General features: G+C 59.9%; 19 protein-coding genes. 10 read left to right on the top strand and 9 right to left on the bottom strand.

Going from position 1 to position 18513, the window contains the following annotated elements; translation table 11 throughout:
* Nucleotides 1-78 precede the first annotated feature (78 nt).
* Nucleotides 79-756, top strand: a complete 678-nt coding sequence (locus tag J1G18_RS05940) for a TetR family transcriptional regulator (RefSeq protein WP_027612854.1) — start codon at nt 79-81, stop codon at nt 754-756.
* A 117-nt stretch (nt 757-873) separates the two neighbouring features.
* On the opposite strand, the gene J1G18_RS05935 is transcribed toward J1G18_RS05940, so the two are convergent.
* From J1G18_RS05935 to J1G18_RS05920, 4 genes are all read right to left on the bottom strand, one after another.
* Nucleotides 874-1728 (bottom strand): shikimate dehydrogenase, encoded by an 855-nt coding sequence (locus J1G18_RS05935; RefSeq protein WP_134787379.1) that lies wholly within the window; start codon nt 1726-1728, stop codon nt 874-876.
* A complete protein-coding gene (gene aroQ / locus J1G18_RS05930) occupies nt 1725-2174 on the bottom strand; it encodes a type II 3-dehydroquinate dehydratase (protein ID WP_025108744.1) in 450 nt (149 codons plus the stop codon). Before aroQ ends, J1G18_RS05935 begins: the two co-directional genes overlap by 4 nt.
* A 196-nt stretch (nt 2175-2370) precedes the next feature.
* Nucleotides 2371-3450, bottom strand: a complete 1080-nt coding sequence (gene trmA / locus J1G18_RS05925; protein ID WP_098965728.1) for a tRNA (uridine(54)-C5)-methyltransferase TrmA — start codon at nt 3448-3450, stop codon at nt 2371-2373.
* Complete coding sequence (locus tag J1G18_RS05920; protein WP_003228434.1) at nt 3447-4742, bottom strand: NCS2 family permease; 1296 nt, start codon at nt 4740-4742, stop codon at nt 3447-3449. Before J1G18_RS05920 ends, trmA begins: the two co-directional genes overlap by 4 nt.
* 224 nt (nt 4743-4966) lie before the next feature.
* Here J1G18_RS05920 and J1G18_RS05915 point away from each other — a divergent pair, with 224 nt between their 5' ends.
* Together J1G18_RS05915 and J1G18_RS05910 are read left to right on the top strand one after the other, a co-directional pair.
* A complete protein-coding gene (locus J1G18_RS05915) occupies nt 4967-5416 on the top strand; it encodes a DUF4879 domain-containing protein (RefSeq protein WP_223007228.1) in 450 nt (149 codons plus the stop codon).
* 66 nt (nt 5417-5482) lie between these two features.
* Nucleotides 5483-6034, top strand: a complete 552-nt coding sequence (locus tag J1G18_RS05910; protein WP_223007227.1) for a DJ-1 family glyoxalase III — start codon at nt 5483-5485, stop codon at nt 6032-6034.
* Between the two features lie 6 nt (nt 6035-6040).
* On the opposite strand, the gene J1G18_RS05905 is transcribed toward J1G18_RS05910, so the two are convergent.
* Nucleotides 6041-7279, bottom strand: coding sequence for an MFS transporter (locus J1G18_RS05905; protein ID WP_223007226.1), 1239 nt, complete (start codon nt 7277-7279; stop codon nt 6041-6043).
* 530 nt (nt 7280-7809) lie between these two features.
* Between J1G18_RS05905 and J1G18_RS05900 the strand changes: the two genes are divergently transcribed.
* The 3 genes from J1G18_RS05900 (at nt 7810) to J1G18_RS05890 (ending at nt 10514) form a co-directional block, all read left to right on the top strand.
* A complete protein-coding gene (locus J1G18_RS05900; protein WP_027612845.1) occupies nt 7810-9252 on the top strand; it encodes a cytochrome ubiquinol oxidase subunit I in 1443 nt (480 codons plus the stop codon).
* A gap of 3 nt (nt 9253-9255) precedes the next feature.
* Complete coding sequence (cydB, locus tag J1G18_RS05895; protein WP_007963753.1) at nt 9256-10263, top strand: cytochrome d ubiquinol oxidase subunit II; 1008 nt, start codon at nt 9256-9258, stop codon at nt 10261-10263.
* 83 nt (nt 10264-10346) lie between these two features.
* Nucleotides 10347-10514: a DUF2474 domain-containing protein gene (locus J1G18_RS05890; RefSeq protein WP_135296609.1), complete on the top strand. Its 168-nt coding sequence runs from the start codon at nt 10347-10349 to the stop codon at nt 10512-10514.
* 75 nt (nt 10515-10589) lie between these two features.
* On the opposite strand, the gene J1G18_RS05885 is transcribed toward J1G18_RS05890, so the two are convergent.
* Complete coding sequence (locus J1G18_RS05885) at nt 10590-11714, bottom strand: methyltransferase (protein ID WP_135296608.1); 1125 nt, start codon at nt 11712-11714, stop codon at nt 10590-10592.
* Nucleotides 11715-11865: 151 nt separating this feature from the next.
* Nucleotides 11866-12594 (bottom strand): helix-turn-helix transcriptional regulator, encoded by a 729-nt coding sequence (locus J1G18_RS05880; RefSeq protein ID WP_098965721.1) that lies wholly within the window; start codon nt 12592-12594, stop codon nt 11866-11868.
* Between the two features lie 330 nt (nt 12595-12924).
* On the opposite strand from J1G18_RS05880, the gene J1G18_RS05875 reads away from it, so the two are divergent.
* Nucleotides 12925-13701: a ferredoxin--NADP reductase gene (locus J1G18_RS05875; RefSeq protein WP_223007225.1), complete on the top strand. Its 777-nt coding sequence runs from the start codon at nt 12925-12927 to the stop codon at nt 13699-13701.
* A gap of 42 nt (nt 13702-13743) precedes the next feature.
* Here J1G18_RS05875 and mscL read toward each other — a convergent pair whose 3' ends face one another.
* A complete protein-coding gene (mscL, locus tag J1G18_RS05870; protein ID WP_027612841.1) occupies nt 13744-14157 on the bottom strand; it encodes a large-conductance mechanosensitive channel protein MscL in 414 nt (137 codons plus the stop codon).
* Nucleotides 14158-14442: 285 nt separating this feature from the next.
* Here mscL and katB point away from each other — a divergent pair, with 285 nt between their 5' ends.
* The 3 genes from katB to radA are packed head-to-tail and all read left to right on the top strand — an operon-like array spanning nt 14443 to nt 17992.
* A complete protein-coding gene (gene katB / locus J1G18_RS05865) occupies nt 14443-15984 on the top strand; it encodes a catalase KatB (RefSeq protein WP_115988853.1) in 1542 nt (513 codons plus the stop codon).
* 60 nt (nt 15985-16044) lie between these two features.
* Nucleotides 16045-16581 carry an ankyrin repeat domain-containing protein gene (locus J1G18_RS05860; RefSeq protein ID WP_098965717.1) on the top strand — a complete coding sequence of 179 codons (537 nt, stop codon included), beginning with the start codon at nt 16045-16047 and terminating at the stop codon, nt 16579-16581.
* Between the two features lie 43 nt (nt 16582-16624).
* Nucleotides 16625-17992 (top strand): DNA repair protein RadA, encoded by a 1368-nt coding sequence (gene radA, locus J1G18_RS05855; RefSeq protein WP_007963764.1) that lies wholly within the window; start codon nt 16625-16627, stop codon nt 17990-17992.
* Between the two features lie 149 nt (nt 17993-18141).
* Here the strand turns inward: radA and J1G18_RS05850 are convergent, their stop codons facing one another.
* Complete coding sequence (locus J1G18_RS05850; protein WP_210558630.1) at nt 18142-18510, bottom strand: PilZ domain-containing protein; 369 nt, start codon at nt 18508-18510, stop codon at nt 18142-18144.
* Nucleotides 18511-18513: the final 3 nt, after the last annotated feature.

Here is an 18513-nt window from a genome sequence, read left to right as displayed (position 1 = left end):
CACGAGCCGCGTGGCTTCCTTCACTGTGCAGCGCGGCCCATAATCGCCAACCTGTGCAGTGATGGCCGTGAGCCCGCAATGACAATGACTTCAGAACTCCCCGCCGCTCCCGTCGAATCCGGTATCGAGCCGCGCAAGAGTCGCAAGAACAACCCGGAAAAAACCCGCGAGAACATCCTGCAGGAGGCGATCGTCGAGTTCGTCCAGCAGGGCTTGTCCGGCGCCCGCGTCGACGCGATCGCCGAGCGTATCCACACCTCCAAACGCATGATCTATTACTACTTCGGCAGTAAGGAGCAGTTGTACGTCGAGGTGCTGGAGAAGCTTTACGGCGACATCCGCAGCACCGAAAACCGCCTGCACCTGGCCGAGTTGCCGCCGGTGGTGGCGATCCGTCGACTGGTGGAATTCACCTTCGATCACCACGACCGCAACGTCGATTTCGTGCGCATCGTCTGTATCGAAAATATTCACAACGCCGAGTTCGTGAAGCGTTCGGACACGATCAAGGCGATGAACAATACGATCCTCGATTCACTGGGCGAGATTTTGCGGCGCGGTGCCGAGGAGGGGGTCTTCCGCGCCGGGCTGGACGCGCTGGATGTGCACTTGCTGATCAGTTCGTTCTGTTTCTACCGCGTCTCGAACCGCCATACGTTCGGTGAGATTTTTCAGATCGACCTGCCGGACGAAAGCATCAAGCAGCGTCATCGCGAGATGATCTGCGAGTCGGTGTTGCGCTACTTGCAGCCGTGACACCTATCCAATGTGGGAGCGGGCTTGCTCGCGAAAGCGGCGTGTCAGCCTATACATCTGGCGCCTGACACACAGCCTTCGCGAGCAAGCCCGCTCCCACAGGATCGATGTTTATCTTCAGCCGTTCATGCTTTGAAAATGCGCAAGCATCCGCTGCGCATCCGGCACCACGCCGCTGAACAATTCAAACGCCTTCACCGCTTGAAACACCGCCATGTTGCCGCCGTCCAGCGTGCGGCAACCCAGCGCGCGGGCGTTGCGCAGCAGTTCGGTTTCCAGCGGGAAGTAAACGATCTCCGCCACCCACAATTCCTTGCGCAGCAACTCCACCGGCACTGGCATCCCCGGCAGTTTGGCCATGCCCATCGGCGTGGTATTCACCAGACCATCGGCCTGATTCAGCGTGCCCGGCAGATCTCGCCCGGCCACCGCGCGGCCTGAGCCGAAATGCTGGTTGAGGTTGTTCGCCAGACTCTCGGCACGTTCGCGGTCGACGTCGAAAATGCTCAGTTGCTGTACGCCTTCGCTCAGCAGCGCGTGGGCCACTGCCGCTCCCGCACCGCCGGCCCCCATCTGGACGACACGTTCACGCGCAGCGTCCTTCAGGCCTCGGCGAAAACCTTCGGCAAAACCCAGGCAATCAGTGTTGTGGCCGATGCGTTTGCCGTCCTTGAGCACCACGGTGTTGACCGCGCCGATGCCCCGGGCTTCCGGGGACAGTTCGTCGAGCAGCGGGATGATCGCCTGCTTGCACGGGAAAGTAATGTTCAGGCCGGTGTAGTTCATCCGCTCGGCCGCCTGCAGCAAGTCGGGCAGGGCGTTGCTGTCCAGATGCAACTGATCGAGATCAATCAGCCGATACAGGTAGCGCAAGCCTTGGGCGTCGCCCTCATGTTCATGCAGTGCTGGCGTGCGCGAGGCTTGAATACCCGCACCGATCAGGCCAGCCAGTATTACCGGTTTACGGGTCATGCTGCGCGCCCCTTCAGTCGCTGACTGAAATGCTCCAGGGCCAGGCGATAGCCATGGCTGCCGAAGCCGCACATCACCGCCGTGGCGATGGCCGAGACAAACGAGTGGTGGCGGAATGGCTCACGCGCATGCACGTTGGACAGGTGCACTTCGATCACCGGCAACTCACTGGCCACCAGCGCGTCGCGGATCGCCACCGAGGTGTGCGTCCACGCCGCCGGGTTGATCACGATCCCGGCGCAACGGCCGCGTGCCGCATGAATCCAGTCGAGCAATTCGCCTTCGTGATTGGTCTGGCGAAACTCCACGGCCAGGCCGAATTCTTCGGCAGCGCGGCCGCACAGAGCAGAAATATCAGCCAGGGTTTCGTGACCGTAGGTTGCCGGTTCACGAGTGCCGAGCAGGTTCAGGTTCGGGCCGTTGAGCACCAGAACGATAGGGGGCATGGGGGCAAACTCCACTTATTGTTTTTGGCTTGGGCCGAAGGTTTCAGCCTGTGGAGGTAAAATGTACCAGATGGTTACCATGGTCAATTGAGCAACGTTGCGCTTGGCGCTTAGTGTTCGTTAATCGCACAAAACAAAACATCACCCACAAAAAAGCCGTCAATCACGACGGCTTTCTCGTATCTGGCATTCGCCATCAACGCCGGGTCAGCAACACCCCGGACTCCATGTGATGTGTCCACGGGAACTGGTCGAACATCGCGCAGCGGGTGATGCGGTGCGTGTCGTGCAGTTGGGCGATGTTGGCCGCGAGGGTTTCCGGGTTGCAGGAGATGTACAGGATATTGTCGAAGCGCCGGGTCAGCTCGCAGGTGTCCGGGTCCATGCCGGCGCGCGGCGGGTCGACGAATACGCTGCCGAACTCGTAGCTTTTCAGGTCGATGCCTTGCAGGCGACGGAACGGGCGCACTTCGTTCAGCGCTTCGGTCAGCTCTTCGGCGGACAGGCGCACCAGCGTGACGTTATCCACAGCGTTTTCGCTGAGGTTGCTCAGTGCGGCGTTGACCGAGGTCTTGCTGATCTCGGTGGCCAGCACTTTGCGCACACGGGTGGCGAGCGGCAGGGTGAAGTTGCCGTTGCCGCAGTACAGCTCCAGCAGATCATCGCTGCGATCGCCCAGCGCTTCGAATGCCCAGTTCAGCATCTTCTGGTTCACCGTGCCATTGGGCTGGGTGAATGCGCCTTCCGGCTGGCGGTAGCTGAAGGTGCGACCACCGACTTCGAGTTTCTCCACCACGTAATCGTGGCCGATGACTTCGCGCTTGCCCTTGGAACGCCCGATGACGCTGACGTTGAGATCAGCCGCCAACTTCGACGCGGCCGCATGCCAGTGCTCGTCCAGCGGACGGTGGTAGCACAGGGTGATCATCGCATCGCCAGCCAACGTGGTCAGGAACTCCACCTGGAACAGCTTGTGGCTCAGCGCCGAACTGGCCTGCCATGCCGCCTTGAGCTGCGGCATCAACTGGTTGATGCGCAGGCTGGCAATCGGGAACTCTTCGATGAGGATCGGCGTGCGTTTGTCGTCCTGAGAAAACATCGCGTAGTGCCGTTCGCCGGCCTCGCGCCACAGGCGAAATTCCGCACGCAGGCGGAAGTTCTGCAGCGGCGAGTCGAACACGGTCGGCTCTGGCGCATCGAACGGGGCCAGCAGGTCACGCAAACGCGTGACCTTGTCTTCGAGCTGAGTGGCGTAGGCCTGGGAATCGAAAGTCATGCGTTGAACCAACCCAACTTGATCACAAACAGAATCGACAGAATCACCAGCGCCGGGTTCAGCTCACGGGCGCGGCCCGACAGCAGCTTGATCACGGTCCAGGAGATGAAACCGAAGGCGATGCCGTTGGCGATCGAGTAGGTGAACGGCATGGCCAGCGCGGTGACCACGACCGGTGCGGCGACGGTGATGTCTTCCCAGTCTATTTCCGCCAGGCCCGAAGTCATCAGCACGGCGACGAACAGCAGCGCTGGTGCGGTGGCGAAGGCTGGCACGCTGGCCGCCAGTGGCGAGAAGAACAGCGCCAGCAGGAACAGGATAGCTACCACTACAGCCGTCAGACCGGTACGCCCGCCAGCGCTCACGCCAGCCGCGGATTCGATGTAGCTGGTGGTGGTCGAAGTACCCAGCAGCGAGCCGGCCATCGCCGCGGTGCTGTCGGCGATCAGTGCCCGGCCCATTTTCGGCATGTGGCCGTCCTTGCCCATCAGGCCGGCACGCTTGGCGACGCCGATCAGGGTGCCGGAGTTGTCGAACAGGTCGACGAACAGGAAGGCGAAGATCACGCTGACCAGACCGATATCCAGCGCGCCCTTGATGTCCAGTTGCATGAAGGTCGGGGCCAGCGAAGGTGGCATCGAGGTCACGCCGCCGAACGGGGTGAAGCCCATGGCGATGGAGATGATGGTCACTGCCAGAATGCCGATCAGCACCGCGCCGCGCACTTTCAGCGCTTCGAGGGCGACGATCAGGGCGAAGCCGAGGGTGGCGAGAATCGGCGCCGGGGCTTTCAGGTCACCGAGGCCGACCATGGTCGCCGGGTTGCTGACCACGATGCCCGCGTTGTGCAGGGCGATCAGCGCCAGGAACAGGCCGATACCGGCGGCAATCGCCGAGCGCAGCGGCAGCGGGATGCTGTTGATGATCCATTCGCGGATGCGGAAGATCGACAGCAGGAAGAAGCACACTGCCGAGATGAACACCGCGCCCAGCGCCACTTGCCAGGTGTGGCCCATGTGCAGGACCACGGTGTAAGTGAAGAAGGCGTTCAGGCCCATGCCTGGCGCGAGGGCGATCGGGTAGTTGGCGATCAGGCCCATGATGGTCGAGCCGATGGCGGCTGCCAGACAGGTGGCGACGAACACCGCGCCCTTGTCCATGCCGGTCTCGCCGAGGATGCTCGGGTTGACGAACAGAATGTAGGCCATGGCCAGGAAGGTCGTGACGCCCGCCAGAATCTCGGTACGCACGTTGGTGTTGTGTGCCTTGAGTTGAAACAGCCTTTCCAGCATGTCTGCTCCCCGTGGCGCGCGTGGCGCCGTGAATGTATCGACCTCAACAGCAAAGCACAGACCGTCGCAAGCGCCTGGGATTTTGTGGTGGGCCGGAAAAAGCCGCGCATCATACCAGCAGCGTGAGGAATATGGCGGTTGTTGGTGCCGAACGTCGTCGAAGTTTTGCCACAGGGCCAACTGCGCCATACTGCGCGCTGAATTTTTTGGGGAAATACGATCACATGGGCAAGCGCTGGATAAAGGCTTTGGGGGTAATGGCCGGGCTGATGGCCGGGTCGACGGCGGCGCTGGCAGCCTCGGCGCCACCGTTGACTGAAGTGAAGGTGATCAAGGTTCAATCGCCGGCCTGTGGTCTGGAAGACATCGGCGATAACCAGCCGCAAACCCAGTGCAATCACAGCGGCCCGAGCATCAAGGTGTTCGTGCTGGAAATCGGCTATGGTCAGAACCAGCCGCATGCCACGCTGGACGGTTTTGAAGTCAACGGCACCCGGGAGCCGGTGTGCGCTTTCGATAACGGCAACCTGACCGAGTGCAAGCCCGGCAGCAACACCGTCGGCTCACTGTATACCTTTGATCTGGCGGGCAAGCAGGAAGGCACCTTCACCTTCAGTAACACCTCGATCAACGCGCCACGCAACACCCTGTCGGCCCAGCTTTACATCAAGTAACGGCTGTCATCGAACAGGCAGGGCAAAGCTGACTACGCTTTAAAGATCACCCAGCGGATAGCGCCCATGACCTTTAGAGCCCTGATTACCCTCGCCGAGGGCATCGATGATCTGCAAAGCGTGACCCTGGTCGACGTGCTGCGCCGCGCCGGCGTCGAAGTCGTGGCGGCCAGCATCGAAGGCCGGCGCATGCTGACCTGCGCGCGCGGTACGCGCCTGACAGCGGACGGCATGCTGGTTGATGTATTGGCGCAGACCTTCGACCTGATCGTCCTGCCCGGTGGTGCCGTCGGCGCCCAACATTTCGCGGCGCATCAGCCGCTGCAGCAATTGCTCAGGGACCAGGCCAGCGCCGGCCGCCTGTTCGCCGCCATCGGCGAAGCTCCGGCCATCGCCCTGCAAGCTTCAGGCGTATTACGCCAGCGGCGCATGACCTGCCTGCCGAGTGCCAGTCATCAACTGTCGGGCTGTACGTTTGTTGATCAACCGGTGGTGGTCGACGGCAATTGCATCACCGCTCAAGGCTCCGGTGGCGCACTGGCGTTTGCCCTGACGCTGGTGGAGCAGCTTGGTGGCAAGGCGTTGCGGGCGAAAGTGGCGGGGGAGATGTTGGTTTGACGAGAGTCAGACCTTCGCCTCTTCCACCGGCACATGCATCCGGTCGCGGTTGGCCAGGGTCGGGAACAGTTTGATCCAGGTCCCGGTGACCACCAGCGTGCCGATCCCGCCCATCACCACCGCCGGGACGGTGCCGAACCAGTGCGCGGTGAGGCCGGATTCGAATTCGCCCAACTGGTTCGAGGCGCCGATGAACAGGCCGTTCACCGCGCTGACCCGGCCGCGCATTTCGTCCGGGGTTTCCAGTTGCACGAAGGAGGCGCGGATCACCATGCTGATCATGTCCGCCGCGCCGAGCACCACCAGCACCGCCAGCGAGAACCAGAACGAGGTCGACAGACCGAAGGCGATGGTTGCGACGCCGAACACGCCAACGGCGGTGAACATCACCCGGCCAACATTGCGCTCGACGGCAAATCGCGCCAGAAACAGTGACATCCCCAACGCACCAACCGCCGGCGCCGAGCGCAGCAGGCCCAGGCCCCACGGCCCGGTGAGCAAGATGTCCTTGGCGAACACCGGCAGCAACGCCGTAGCGCCACCGAGCAACACCGCGAACAGATCCAGCGAGATCGCCCCGAGGATGTCCGGGCGGCTGCGAATGAAGCGGATACCCGCCAGCAACGAATCCAGCGTGGCCTTGCCTTTGTTCAGCGGTGTTTGCCGGGCGGGCAGGTTGAGCATCAAGGTGCAGGCGATGACATAGAGCAATACCGTCGGGCCGTAGACCCAGACACTGCCAAACGCGTAAAGCAAGCCACCGAGGGCCGGAGCGACAATGGTGGCTGACTGTTGAGCCGACTGCGCTGCGGCGACCGCCCGTGGAAACAGGACGCTGGGCACGATGCTCGGCAGCAGCGCCTGGGTCGTCGGCATTTCGAAGGAGCGCGCCGCACCGAGCAGGAAGGCGAGGATAAAGATCATTTCCCGGGTGACGTGGTCGGTCGCACTGCCGATGGCCAGTGCCAGGGCAATCAACGCCTGCAACGACTGACAGATCGCCGCAACACGGCGCCGGTCATAGCGGTCGGCGACATGCCCGGTGTGCAGCATGAACAGCACCCGTGGCGCGAACTCGACCAGCCCGACCAGACCCAGGTCGAGCACGTTGCCGGTCAACTGATACAGATTCCAGCCGATCGCCACCGTGAGCATCTGAAAGCCGCTGGCGGTGAAGATTCGGGCGAACCAGAACGCAAGAAAAGGACGATGGTGACGTAACAGCAGGGGCTCTTGGCTGGGCATCTGAAGGCAGGTCTGGCTCTTGGGGGAACCGCGAGGTTATCACCAGTCTGTAACAGGAAGTTGCTATGACAAAAAATTTAGTTAGCCAGACATCTATCGCTCCCTGGCATACCTCATCTCAATGTGGTGAGGGGATTTATCCCCGATCGGCTGCGCAGCAGTCGTAAAAAATTGACGACGCAACGAAACATCTGGGGCTGCTTCGCCGCCCATCGGGGATGAATCCCCTCACTACAGGTCGGGCAGCTCTGAGGAGTGTCTTTCAGAACGTTGCCCAGGCAATGAGGCAACTTGTCACGCGGCAAACGACCACGCCGTTCTTCGTCGGAAATGGGACTACTCTTTTAACGTTGCTTGATCCAGATCAAGACCCTCCCGGGCCATGCTCTGGTGGCCCGTTGGCCAGACTCCCTGCGTTGCGATGGCTGTTAAAAAAGAACGAATCAGAATTCGCCGCACTCCATATCCGTGGGGGCAGTAGGCAGGGGCCACAAGCCCCAATGCCGGTATTACCTGACAGAGGAAGACTTATGTTCGGTTTAGAGGCACTCGATCTCGCCCGAATTCAGTTCGCGTTCACCATCTCGTTCCACATCCTGTTCCCGGCCATCACCATTGGTCTGGCGAGCTACCTGGCGGTGCTTGAAGGGTTGTGGTTGAAAACCCATAACGACACTTACCGGGATCTCTACCACTTCTGGTCGAAAATCTTTGCCGTCAACTTCGGCATGGGTGTGGTCTCGGGTCTGGTCATGGCTTACCAGTTCGGCACCAACTGGAGCCGTTTCTCGGACTTCGCCGGTTCCGTCACCGGACCGTTGCTGACCTACGAGGTGCTCACCGCGTTCTTCCTCGAGGCCGGTTTCCTCGGGGTGATGCTGTTCGGCTGGAACAAGGTCGGACGCAAACTGCACTTCTTCTCCACGGTGATGGTGGCGATCGGCACGCTGATCTCGACATTCTGGATTCTCGCTTCCAACAGCTGGATGCAGACGCCGCAAGGCTTCGAGATCGTCAACGGTCAGGTGATCCCGACCGACTGGCTGGCCATCGTGTTCAACCCGTCGTTCCCGTATCGCCTGATGCACATGGCGACCGCTGCGTTCGTGGCCACGGCGTTCTTCGTTGGCTCGTCGGCGGCCTGGCACCTGCTTCGCGGCAAGGACAACCCGGCGATCCGCACCATGCTGTCGATGGCGATGTGGATGGCGCTGATCGTCGCGCCGATCCAGGCGGTTATCGGTGACTTCCACGGCCTGAACACCCTTGAGCACCAGCCGGCGAAAATCGCTGCGATCGAAGGTCACTGGGAAAACAAAGGCAACGAAGCGACCCCGTTGATCCTGTTCGGCTGGCCGGACATGAAAGAAGAGAAAACCAAATTCGCCGTGGAGATTCCGTACCTCGGCAGCCTGATCCTGACCCACTCGCTGGACAAGCAGGTGCCGGCGCTCAAGGAGTTCCCGCCTGAAGACCGGCCGAACTCGACCATTGTGTTCTGGTCGTTCCGGGTCATGGTCGGCCTCGGCTTCCTGATGATCTTCACCGGTCTGTGGAGCCTGTGGCTGCGCAAGCGCGATTCGCTCTACACCTCGCGGCCGTTCCTGTATCTGGCGTTGTGGATGGGGCCGTCCGGCCTGATCGCGATCCTCGCCGGCTGGTTCACCACTGAAATCGGTCGGCAGCCGTGGGTGGTCTACGGGCTGATGCGCACGGCGGATGCCTCGTCCAATCACAGTTTCATGCAGATGAGCATCACCCTGATCATGTTCGTCGTGGTGTATTTCGCGCTGTTCGGTGCGGGGCTTGGCTACATGATGCGCCTGGTGCGCAAAGGGCCGAAAACCGACGAAGGCAAGGAAACCAACGAAGGTGGTCCTGGCCAGAAACGCACTCCGGCTCGGCCGTTGTCCGCAGCCGATGATGAAGGTACCGACGCCGACTCGCAGCGTAGCCTGGAAAAGGAGATTTGACTCATGGGTATTGATCTTCCGCTGATCTGGGCCGTGATCATCATCTTCGGCATCATGATGTACGTGGTCATGGACGGCTTCGACCTGGGGATCGGGATTCTCTTCCCGTTCATCCCGGGCAAGACCGACCGTGATGTAATGATGAACACCGTCGCCCCGGTTTGGGATGGCAATGAAACCTGGCTGGTACTGGGCGGCGCGGCGTTGTTCGGCGCGTTCCCGCTGGCCTATTCGGTGGTGCTGTCGGCGCTGTACCTGCCGTTGATCTTCATGCTGATCGGCCTGATTTTTCGCGGTGTTGCGTTCGAGTTCCGCTTCAAGGCCAAGGACGACAAGCGCCACCTGTGGGACAAGGCGTTCATCGGCGGTTCGGTGGCGGCGACGTTCTTCCAGGGCGTGGCACTCGGGGCCTTCATCGACGGTTTGCCGGTGGTCAATCGGCAATACGCCGGCGGTTCACTGGACTGGCTGACACCGTTCACCCTGTTCTGCGGCGCCGCGCTGGTGGTGGCCTATGCCTTGCTCGGTTGCACCTGGCTGATCATGAAGACCGAAGGCAAGTTGCAGGAGCAGATGCACAACCTCGCGCGGCCCTTGGCGTTCGTGCTGTTGGCGGTGATCGGCATCGTCAGTCTGTGGACGCCGCTGGCTCACCCCGAGATCGCGACACGCTGGTTCAGCATGCCGAACCTGTTCTGGTTCATGCCGGTGCCGATTCTGGTGCTGGTGACGCTGTACGGGCTGATCCGCGCGGTGGCGCGCAATGCCAACTACATGCCGTTCCTGCTGACCCTGGTGCTGATATTCCTCGGCTACAGCGGTCTGGGCATCAGCCTGTGGCCGAACATCGTGCCGCCGTCGATCTCGATCTGGGACGCCGCCGCACCGCCGCAAAGCCAGGGCTTCATGCTGGTCGGTACGCTGTTCATCATCCCGTTCATCCTGGGTTACACCTTCTGGAGCTACTACGTGTTCCGCGGCAAGGTCACCCATGAAGACGGTTACCACTGATCTCTCGCTTTGCTCACCCTGTGAGAGCAAGCCGGCTCGCGGTGGCGTCCTCAGCGACGCCATCGCCCAAGAGGAACGATGCAATGAACAGCAAACATTCCCTGCACGAGATTGAAGAAGCCGAAAAAAAGCCGCTGTGGCAGCGGCTCGGCTGGTTGGCCCTGATCTGGATCGGTAGCGTCGGCGCGCTGTTCATTGCCGCCAGCCTGATGCGCCTGTTCATGAGCGCGGCCGGCCTGACCACACACTGAAACATCCCGTCCCGCTGCCCTTGGGCACGGTTTTATGACCCTCCGCATTGCGGAGGGTTTTTTTTGCCTGACGCTTTACTTGCGGGCTTTGAGAATCACGAATTTCGGTGTGGCTGCCACTTGCTCGACGCCACGGAACAGCCGCGCCAGCTTGCTGTGATAGCCCAGGTGCCGGTTGCCGACGATGTACAAAGCACCGCCCACCACCAGCGCCTCGCGGGCCTGCTGGAACATGCGCCAGGCGAGGAAATCGCCGACCACCTGTTGTTGATGGAACGGCGGATTGCACAGCACTACGTCCAGCGATTGCGGCGCCTGGCCGGCCAGACCATCGCCAGCGCGCACGAGCACTTCGCGCTCGCCCAGCGCGGCGCGCCAGTTCTCGGCGGCCGATTGCACGGCCATGAACGATTCGTCGACCAGCGTGTAGTGCGCGTCGGGGTTGTGCAGGGCGCTGGCGATGGCCAGTACGCCGTTACCGCAGCCGAGGTCGGCGACGCGGGCGCTGCCGAGGTTCTTGGGCAGGTGCGGGAGAAAAGCTCGGGTGCCGATGTCCAGGCCCTCACGGCAAAACACGTTGGCGTGGTTGAGCAATTCGATGGCCGGCTCGTCCAGTTGATAACGCGAAGGGTAGGGCGAGGTCGCCGGAGCTTTGGCTTCAGGCGTTGCGATCAACAGGCGAGCTTTCTTCACCGCCAGTGAAGCCTGTACCGGGCCAATGTAACGCTCCAGCAGATCACCGGCTGCGCGCGGCAAATGCTTGACCATGGCCGCTGCCACCACTTCGGCGCCGGGTGCCAGTAGCCCTTGCAGGCGGATCAGTTGCTCTTCCAGCAATGCCAGCGTCTTGGGCACGCGGATCAGCACTCGGTCGAACGGCCCGACCAACGGCTCACTGGCCGCAATTCCGCGCACGGCATCAAATGCCAGGCCGTTGCGTACCAGGTTCTTTTCCAGGCCCTGGAATGCGAGAAACGAGTCGCCACTGCTGCTGACCTGAACCTTGCCCGCCAGACTCGCCGCCAGCGCTCCGAAGCTGTCATTGAGTACCAATACCCGAGTGTCTGCCGTCGGTTGTTGCGCGGCCAGATGATTGAGCAGGTATTCGTCAGCCGCATCGAACGCTTGCAGCGGTTCATTCTGCTGCTCGGGCTGGCGGATCAGGTCGAGTTGGGCAAAGGGCGTTTCGAGCAAGGGCATGGTACGGGAACTCTGGTTATTCAACGGGTGGCCCGCAGCCCAGGGCATCGCGCAGCGGTACCGTCCGAGTGAAATACAACGTCAAGGTTCACGTCATCACTCAGGAAGGTCGCAGATGGTACGTTTTTTTCCGTTGAAATACTCGCAGCTTTTAGTGGGCAGGCATGTCGAGAAGGCCGCAACTCTTGGCAGCAATGACCGCAGAAATCTTGTTGCAGACGTTCAGTTTGAGAATCACGTTTTGCACGTGGTAATTCACCGTCCGCTCGCTCAGGCAGAGGATCCTGGCAATCTCATAGGCCGTCTTGCCGAGCGCCGAGAGCTTGAGCACTTCCAGTTCTCGCGGTGAAAGGCGTGGGGGGGCGGGCTTTTTGACCGGTTTGGGCAAGGTTTTGGCGAACAGGTCACTCAGGTGGCTGGTCGCGTAAAACATATAGCCAAAATGCTCGTACAACTCGAGCGGACTTAATGGACCGTTTTTCCTGGCGAGGCTCAGGGTGCTGCACAGCCCGCTGTCTTCGTGGTGGAACGACTGCGACCAACCGTGTCGCAATCCATGTTTCTGTTGGGCGTCCCACAGCGACAAGGTTTGCGAAAACACGTCCTCGGTCCAGACAATCGGCAGCATTGAACGACTGCAGTGTGCTATTACCGGATCGATTTTCCGGTAGTTTTGTCTTTCATAAAGTTGGTTCCACTCTTTCGGATAGTTATTGATTTGCAAGGTCTTTAAGTCAGCGTTCCGATTGTTTGATGTCAATGAGATGGCACAAAAATTGAAGCCAATATTTTGAGCGAATCGCAGCAAGATCGGATAAGCGGTCTCTATTTCTCTTGCGAAAGTCAGTTGCTTTAATTGCGACTCCTTCCACATTTCCATCACTCACTCTCCATGAGTCGTTCGTCGGGTGCTTTTTATGGATCCAATCGGATCCTGCACGCAACCGAGTGTAGGACAGGTCTTACAAATGGCGTTGAATTTTTTTGCTCTTGGAGGAGGCGGTTAGTTGCTGGAAAGGTTATTAGTCATCAATAACGCGTTGGATTTAACCTGTCATTCAATCGGACTTTGAATACCGCTGTATTAACGGCATTTGGGTTTAATTCTCATTTTTTCGGGCGGTCTGAACGGTAAACCACTACAAAAGCAGTGGTGTTTATGCTCTGAGTTTGCGCGAGACTGTCAGGGTCTTTTCCGTGGAGTGCCCCCATGACTGTCAGCGCAGATAAATTTACTGCCCAGACCTTGCTCGACGTGCAGCCTTTGACCCCCAGTCTGTTTACCCTGCGCACCACGCGCGATACGGGCTTCAGGTTTCGCGCGGGACAATTCGCTCGCCTGGGGGTGACAAAGGCTGATGGCAGCACGGTCTGGCGTGCTTACTCGATGGTCTCTTCACCCTTCGACGAGTTTCTCGAGTTCTTCTCCATCGTGGTGCCAGGTGGCGAATTCACCAGTGAACTTAGTCGCTTGCAGGTCGGCGATACCCTGCTGGTGGAACGCCAGGCCTTTGGTTACCTGACGCTGGATCGGTTTGTCGACGGTCGGGATTTGTGGCTGTTATCCACCGGGACCGGGGTTGCGCCGTTTCTGTCGATTCTGCAGGACTTCGAAGTGTGGGAGCGATTCGAGCGGATCATTCTGGTGTACAGCGTGCGCGAAGCGCGGGAACTGGCCTATCAGTCGTTGATTGCAGAACTGTCCGAGCGTGAGTACCTGGCAGAACACGCCCATAAAATGCAGTTCATTCCCACCGTTACCCGAGAAAAGGTTCCTGGTGCCTTGCATGGCCGTATTACCAGCCTGATTGAAAGTGGCGAGCTGGAGCGTGAAGCCGGCGTTGAACTGGCCCCCGAGCACTCGCGCGTCATGCTGTGCGGCAATCCGCAGATGATCGACGACACCCGGGCACTGCTGAAGAAACGCCACATGAGCCTGAGCCTGACGCGGCGGCCGGGACAGGTGGCGGTGGAAAACTACTGGTAAAAAAACGGCGCCATCAGGCGCCGTTCTTTATTCATCAAGCAGTCAAGGCCGGTTGTTCTGGGCCTTGAGCAGATCGCGGATCTCACCGAGCAACTCTTCTTCCTTGGTCGGAACCGGTGGCAGGGAAGGGGCTACGGCTTCTTCGCGTTTAAGGCGGTTGATGGCTTTGACACCCATGAAGATCGCGAAGGCGACGATCACGAAGTCCAGAATGCTCTGGATGAATTTACCGTAAGCCATGACCACGGCAGGGGCGTTGCCCTCGGCGGCTTTAAGCGTGATGGCCAGATCACTGAAGTCCACCCCTCCGATCAACAGGCCGATTGGCGGCATGATCACGTCGCCGACAAACGACGAAACAATTTTGCCAAAGGCGGCACCGATGATGATACCGACGGCCATGTCGACCACATTGCCTTTGACCGCGAAGGCCTTGAACTCACTAAGCACGCCCATAGGTTATTTCCTTGTTACAGATGAGGTTGGTGTACGCAGTGTAAATCAGCAAACGCGTCCTGCGCGAAACACCTTCTTACAATGCCCGTTTTTATCGACCGATAAATCTGCAATTAGTTTGCAAAGTGCCACTAATCGCGCGCGAAATACGCCCTAACACGCTGATCGGGAAGCCAAAATTTTCAATCGTCGGGTTACGAACTTTCTATTTATGTTCGCGGACTTAGCCCTCTAGCCTCTAGTTGGCGCACCTGGATGCGCCCAAAAGAACCAGAGGAACCTGATATGAATTCCACCCTTGGACTGGGGGCTTTTCCCCATCGCCGTACGCTCGGCGTACTCACCGCCAGCCTGTTGACCTTCTCCGTGCACGCCGCGCCCCTGACCCGGGATAATGGTGCAGCGGTGGGCGACAATCAGAACTCGCAAACCGCCGGCGCCAACGGCCCGGTGCTGCTGCAAGACGTGCAACTGATCCAGAAACTCCAGCGTTTCGACCGTGAGCGCATTCCCGAGCGTGTGGTGCATGCCCGCGGTACCGGTGCCCATGGCACGTTCACCGTGACCAACGACCTCAGCGACCTGAGCAAGGCCAAGGTATTCGCTGCCGGGCAGGTGACGCCAGTGTTCGTGCGCTTCTCCGCAGTGGTTCACGGTAACCACTCCCCGGAAACCCTGCGCGATCCACGGGGCTTTGCCACCAAGTTCTACACCGCTGATGGCAACTGGGACCTGGTCGGCAACAACTTCCCGACCTTCTTCATTCGCGACGCGATCAAGTTTCCGGACATGGTCCATGCGTTCAAACCCGATCCACGTACCAACCTTGACGATGACTCGCGTCGTTTCGACTTCTTCTCCCACGTGCCGGAAGCCACTCGCACGCTGACCGAGCTGTATTCCAATTCGGGTACTCCAGCCAGTTATCGGGAAATGGACGGTAATGGCGTGCATGCCTACAAGTTGGTTAACGCCAAAGGCGAAGTGCACTATGTGAAGTTTCACTGGAAAAGTTTGCAGGGCATCAAAAACCTGACACCTGAACAAGTCGAGAAAGTTCAGGGCAAAGATTACAGTCATATGACTAATGATCTGGTCAGTCATATCAATAAGGGTGATTTCCCGAAATGGGACTTGTACATCCAAGTGCTGAATCCGCAAGATTTGTCCAAGTTTGATTTCGATCCATTGGACGCTACCAAGATCTGGCCGAATGTTCCTGAACGAAAAGTTGGACAAATGGTGTTGAACCGTAATCCGGCCAATGTATTCCAGGAAACCGAACAAGTTGCGATGGCCCCGGCCAATGTTGTGCCGGGTATCGAACCTTCAGAAGATCGTCTGTTGCAAGGTCGAGTGTTTTCTTATGCCGATACGCAGATGTATCGCCTGGGTGCAAACGGCCTGCAACTTCCGATCAATGCGCCAAAAGTTGCGGTCAACAATGGCAATCAGGACGGTGCGATGAACTTCGGTGCCACGGCGTCTGGCGTGAACTATCAGCCAAGCCGCCTGCAACCGCGTGAAGAGCCGCAGAGCGCGCGTTACAGCCAGCTGGCACTGTCGGGCAGCACCCAGCAGGCGAAGATTCAGCGTGAGCAGAACTTCAAACAGGCCGGGGATCTGTATCGCTCGTTCAGCCAGCAGGAGCGTCAGGACCTGATCGCCAGCTTCGGCGGTTCGCTGGCGACCACCGATGACGAGAGCAAGCACATCATCCTGTCCTTTCTTTATAAGGCAGATCCGGAATACGGCACCGGTGTGACCAAAGTGGCCAAGGGTGACCTGAGCCGGGTCAAGGCGCTGGCAGCGAAACTGGTCGACTGATCTCGACGCCATGCAACGCGGGGCCTGATTCAGGCCCCGTTCTGCCCAAGGAGAGCGTTTATGCGTGCCTTTCTTTTACTGTTGCTCGGTTGCCTGTCATTTACAGCGCTGGCCGAACAGAACCCCGAGGCGATCAAGGCGCAGTTGCAGGATTACTATTTCGATGCCGCCCGGCGTGGTGATGTGCCGATGCTCGAGACCTTTATCGAGTCCGGTTATTCCCTCGATACCCGCGACAGCAAGGGCTACACGGCTTTGATTCTGGCGGCGTATCACGGCCAGGGCGCAGCAGTTGACCGGTTACTGGCGGCGGGCGCTGATGCCTGCGCGCAGGACCAACGTGGCAACACAGCGCTGATGGGCGCGATTTTCAAAGGCGAGATGCAGATTGCTCGAAGGCTGATGGCCACCGATTGCAGCCCCGATCAGCGCAACGGCGCAGGCCAGACTGCGGCGATGTACGCCGGGTTGTTCAAGCGTGTCGAACTGCTCGATGCGCTCAAGGCCAAAGGCGCCGATCTCAATGCCGAAGACCCGCTGGGCAATAGCGCCGCGCGTCTGGCCAACGGCGAAATCCGCACCGCCGCGCCGCGCTGAGCGGTGGCTGCGTTATCATCGCGGTTTTTGCCGGGGGATCCAGATGGCCAAGGCCAAGCGCATGTACGGCTGCACCGAGTGCGGCGCAACCTTTCCCAAGTGGGCAGGCCAGTGCGGCGAGTGCGGCGCCTGGAACACCCTGACCGAAACCATGATCGAAAGCGGCGGGGCCACGGCGCCCACCGGGCGTACCGGCTGGGCCGGGCAGCAGGCGCAGATCAAGACCCTGGCCGAAGTCAGCATCGAGGAGATTCCGCGCTTCTCCACCGCGTCCGGTGAGCTGGATCGGGTTTTGGGTGGCGGTCTGGTCGACGGCTCGGTGGTGCTGATCGGTGGTGACCCGGGCATCGGCAAGTCGACGATTCTGTTACAGACCCTGTGCAACCTCGCCAAGAGCATGCCGGCGCTGTACGTCACCGGCGAAGAATCCCAGCAGCAGGTGGCGATGCGCGCCCGGCGTCTGGGGTTGCCCCAGGATCAACTGCGGGTGATGACCGAAACCTGCATCGAAACCATCATCGCCACCGCCCGTCAGGAAAAACCCAAGGTGATGGTGATCGACTCGATCCAGACCATTTTCACCGAACAGCTGCAATCAGCGCCGGGTGGCGTCTCGCAGGTACGTGAGAGCGCGGCGTTGCTGGTGCGTTATGCCAAGCAGAGTGGCACGGCGATCTTCCTCGTCGGTCACGTCACCAAGGAAGGCGCGCTCGCCGGCCCGCGGGTGCTGGAGCACATGGTCGATACCGTGCTGTATTTCGAAGGCGAATCCGATGGCCGTTTGCGTCTGTTGCGGGCGGTGAAGAACCGTTTCGGTGCGGTCAACGAACTCGGCGTGTTCGGCATGACCGACAAGGGCCTGAAAGAAGTCTCCAACCCGTCGGCGATTTTTCTGACCCGTGCCCAGGAAGAAGTCCCGGGCAGTGTGGTGATGGCCACCTGGGAAGGCACGCGGCCGATGCTGGTGGAAGTGCAGGCGCTGGTCGATGACAGCCATCTGGCCAATCCACGGCGCGTGACGTTGGGCCTTGATCAGAACCGATTGGCGATGTTGCTGGCGGTTTTGCATCGCCATGGCGGCATTCCGACCCATGACCAGGACGTGTTCCTCAACGTGGTCGGCGGGGTGAAGGTGTTGGAGACCGCGTCCGACCTGGCGTTGATGGCGGCGGTGATGTCGAGCTTGCGCAACCGGCCATTACCGCATGATCTGCTGGTGTTTGGTGAGGTGGGCTTGTCCGGCGAAGTGCGTCCGGTGCCGAGTGGGCAGGAGCGTTTGAAGGAAGCGGCCAAGCATGGCTTCAAACGGGCGATCGTGCCCAAGGGCAATGCGCCGAAGGAGGCGCCGCCGGGGTTACAGATCATTGCCGTGACCCGCCTGGAGCAGGCGCTCGACGCATTATTCGAGTAACCGCCGTTCCCTTGTTTGAATGAAATCCTGTAGTGAGGGGATTTATCCCCGATGGGCTGCGCAGCAGACCCAGATTTATCAGGGCCGCTCCGCGCCCCATCGGGGATAAATCCCCTCACCACAAGAGTGTTCCCACGTTGATTTGGCGGCTAGATTTCGATCAAGGCACCCAATTCGCGCTCAAGCTCGGTTTCATCCGCAAGATTCAGCTCGATCAACCGCCGCAAGCGCTGGATCGATTCCAGACTGATATGCCGGCATTCAAACCCCAGTTGCCCGTGATCCTCGTGGGCCAGATGCACATCCATCTGAATATTCACGTCATCGCTCAGATGAATGTCGACGAAGAAATCCTGCTCCTTGTCCCCCAGCCACGGCTCCGGCTTCTCGATCAGCAAGCCCTTGAGCGACAGATCGATCAACTTCACCGGCCAGATGAATTGGCCCTGACTCAGCTCGGTTCTGGCATCGAACGCAATACGTTTGAAGCGACGGCGATTGGCTGGGTGTTCGCTCATGGC

This window comes from Pseudomonas sp. MIS38, from assembly GCF_019891575.1.
GTDB lineage: Bacteria > Pseudomonadota > Gammaproteobacteria > Pseudomonadales > Pseudomonadaceae > Aquipseudomonas > Aquipseudomonas putida_A.
Note: the sequence above shows the minus strand (reverse complement) of the source record. Positions and strands in the feature narration are given on the sequence as shown.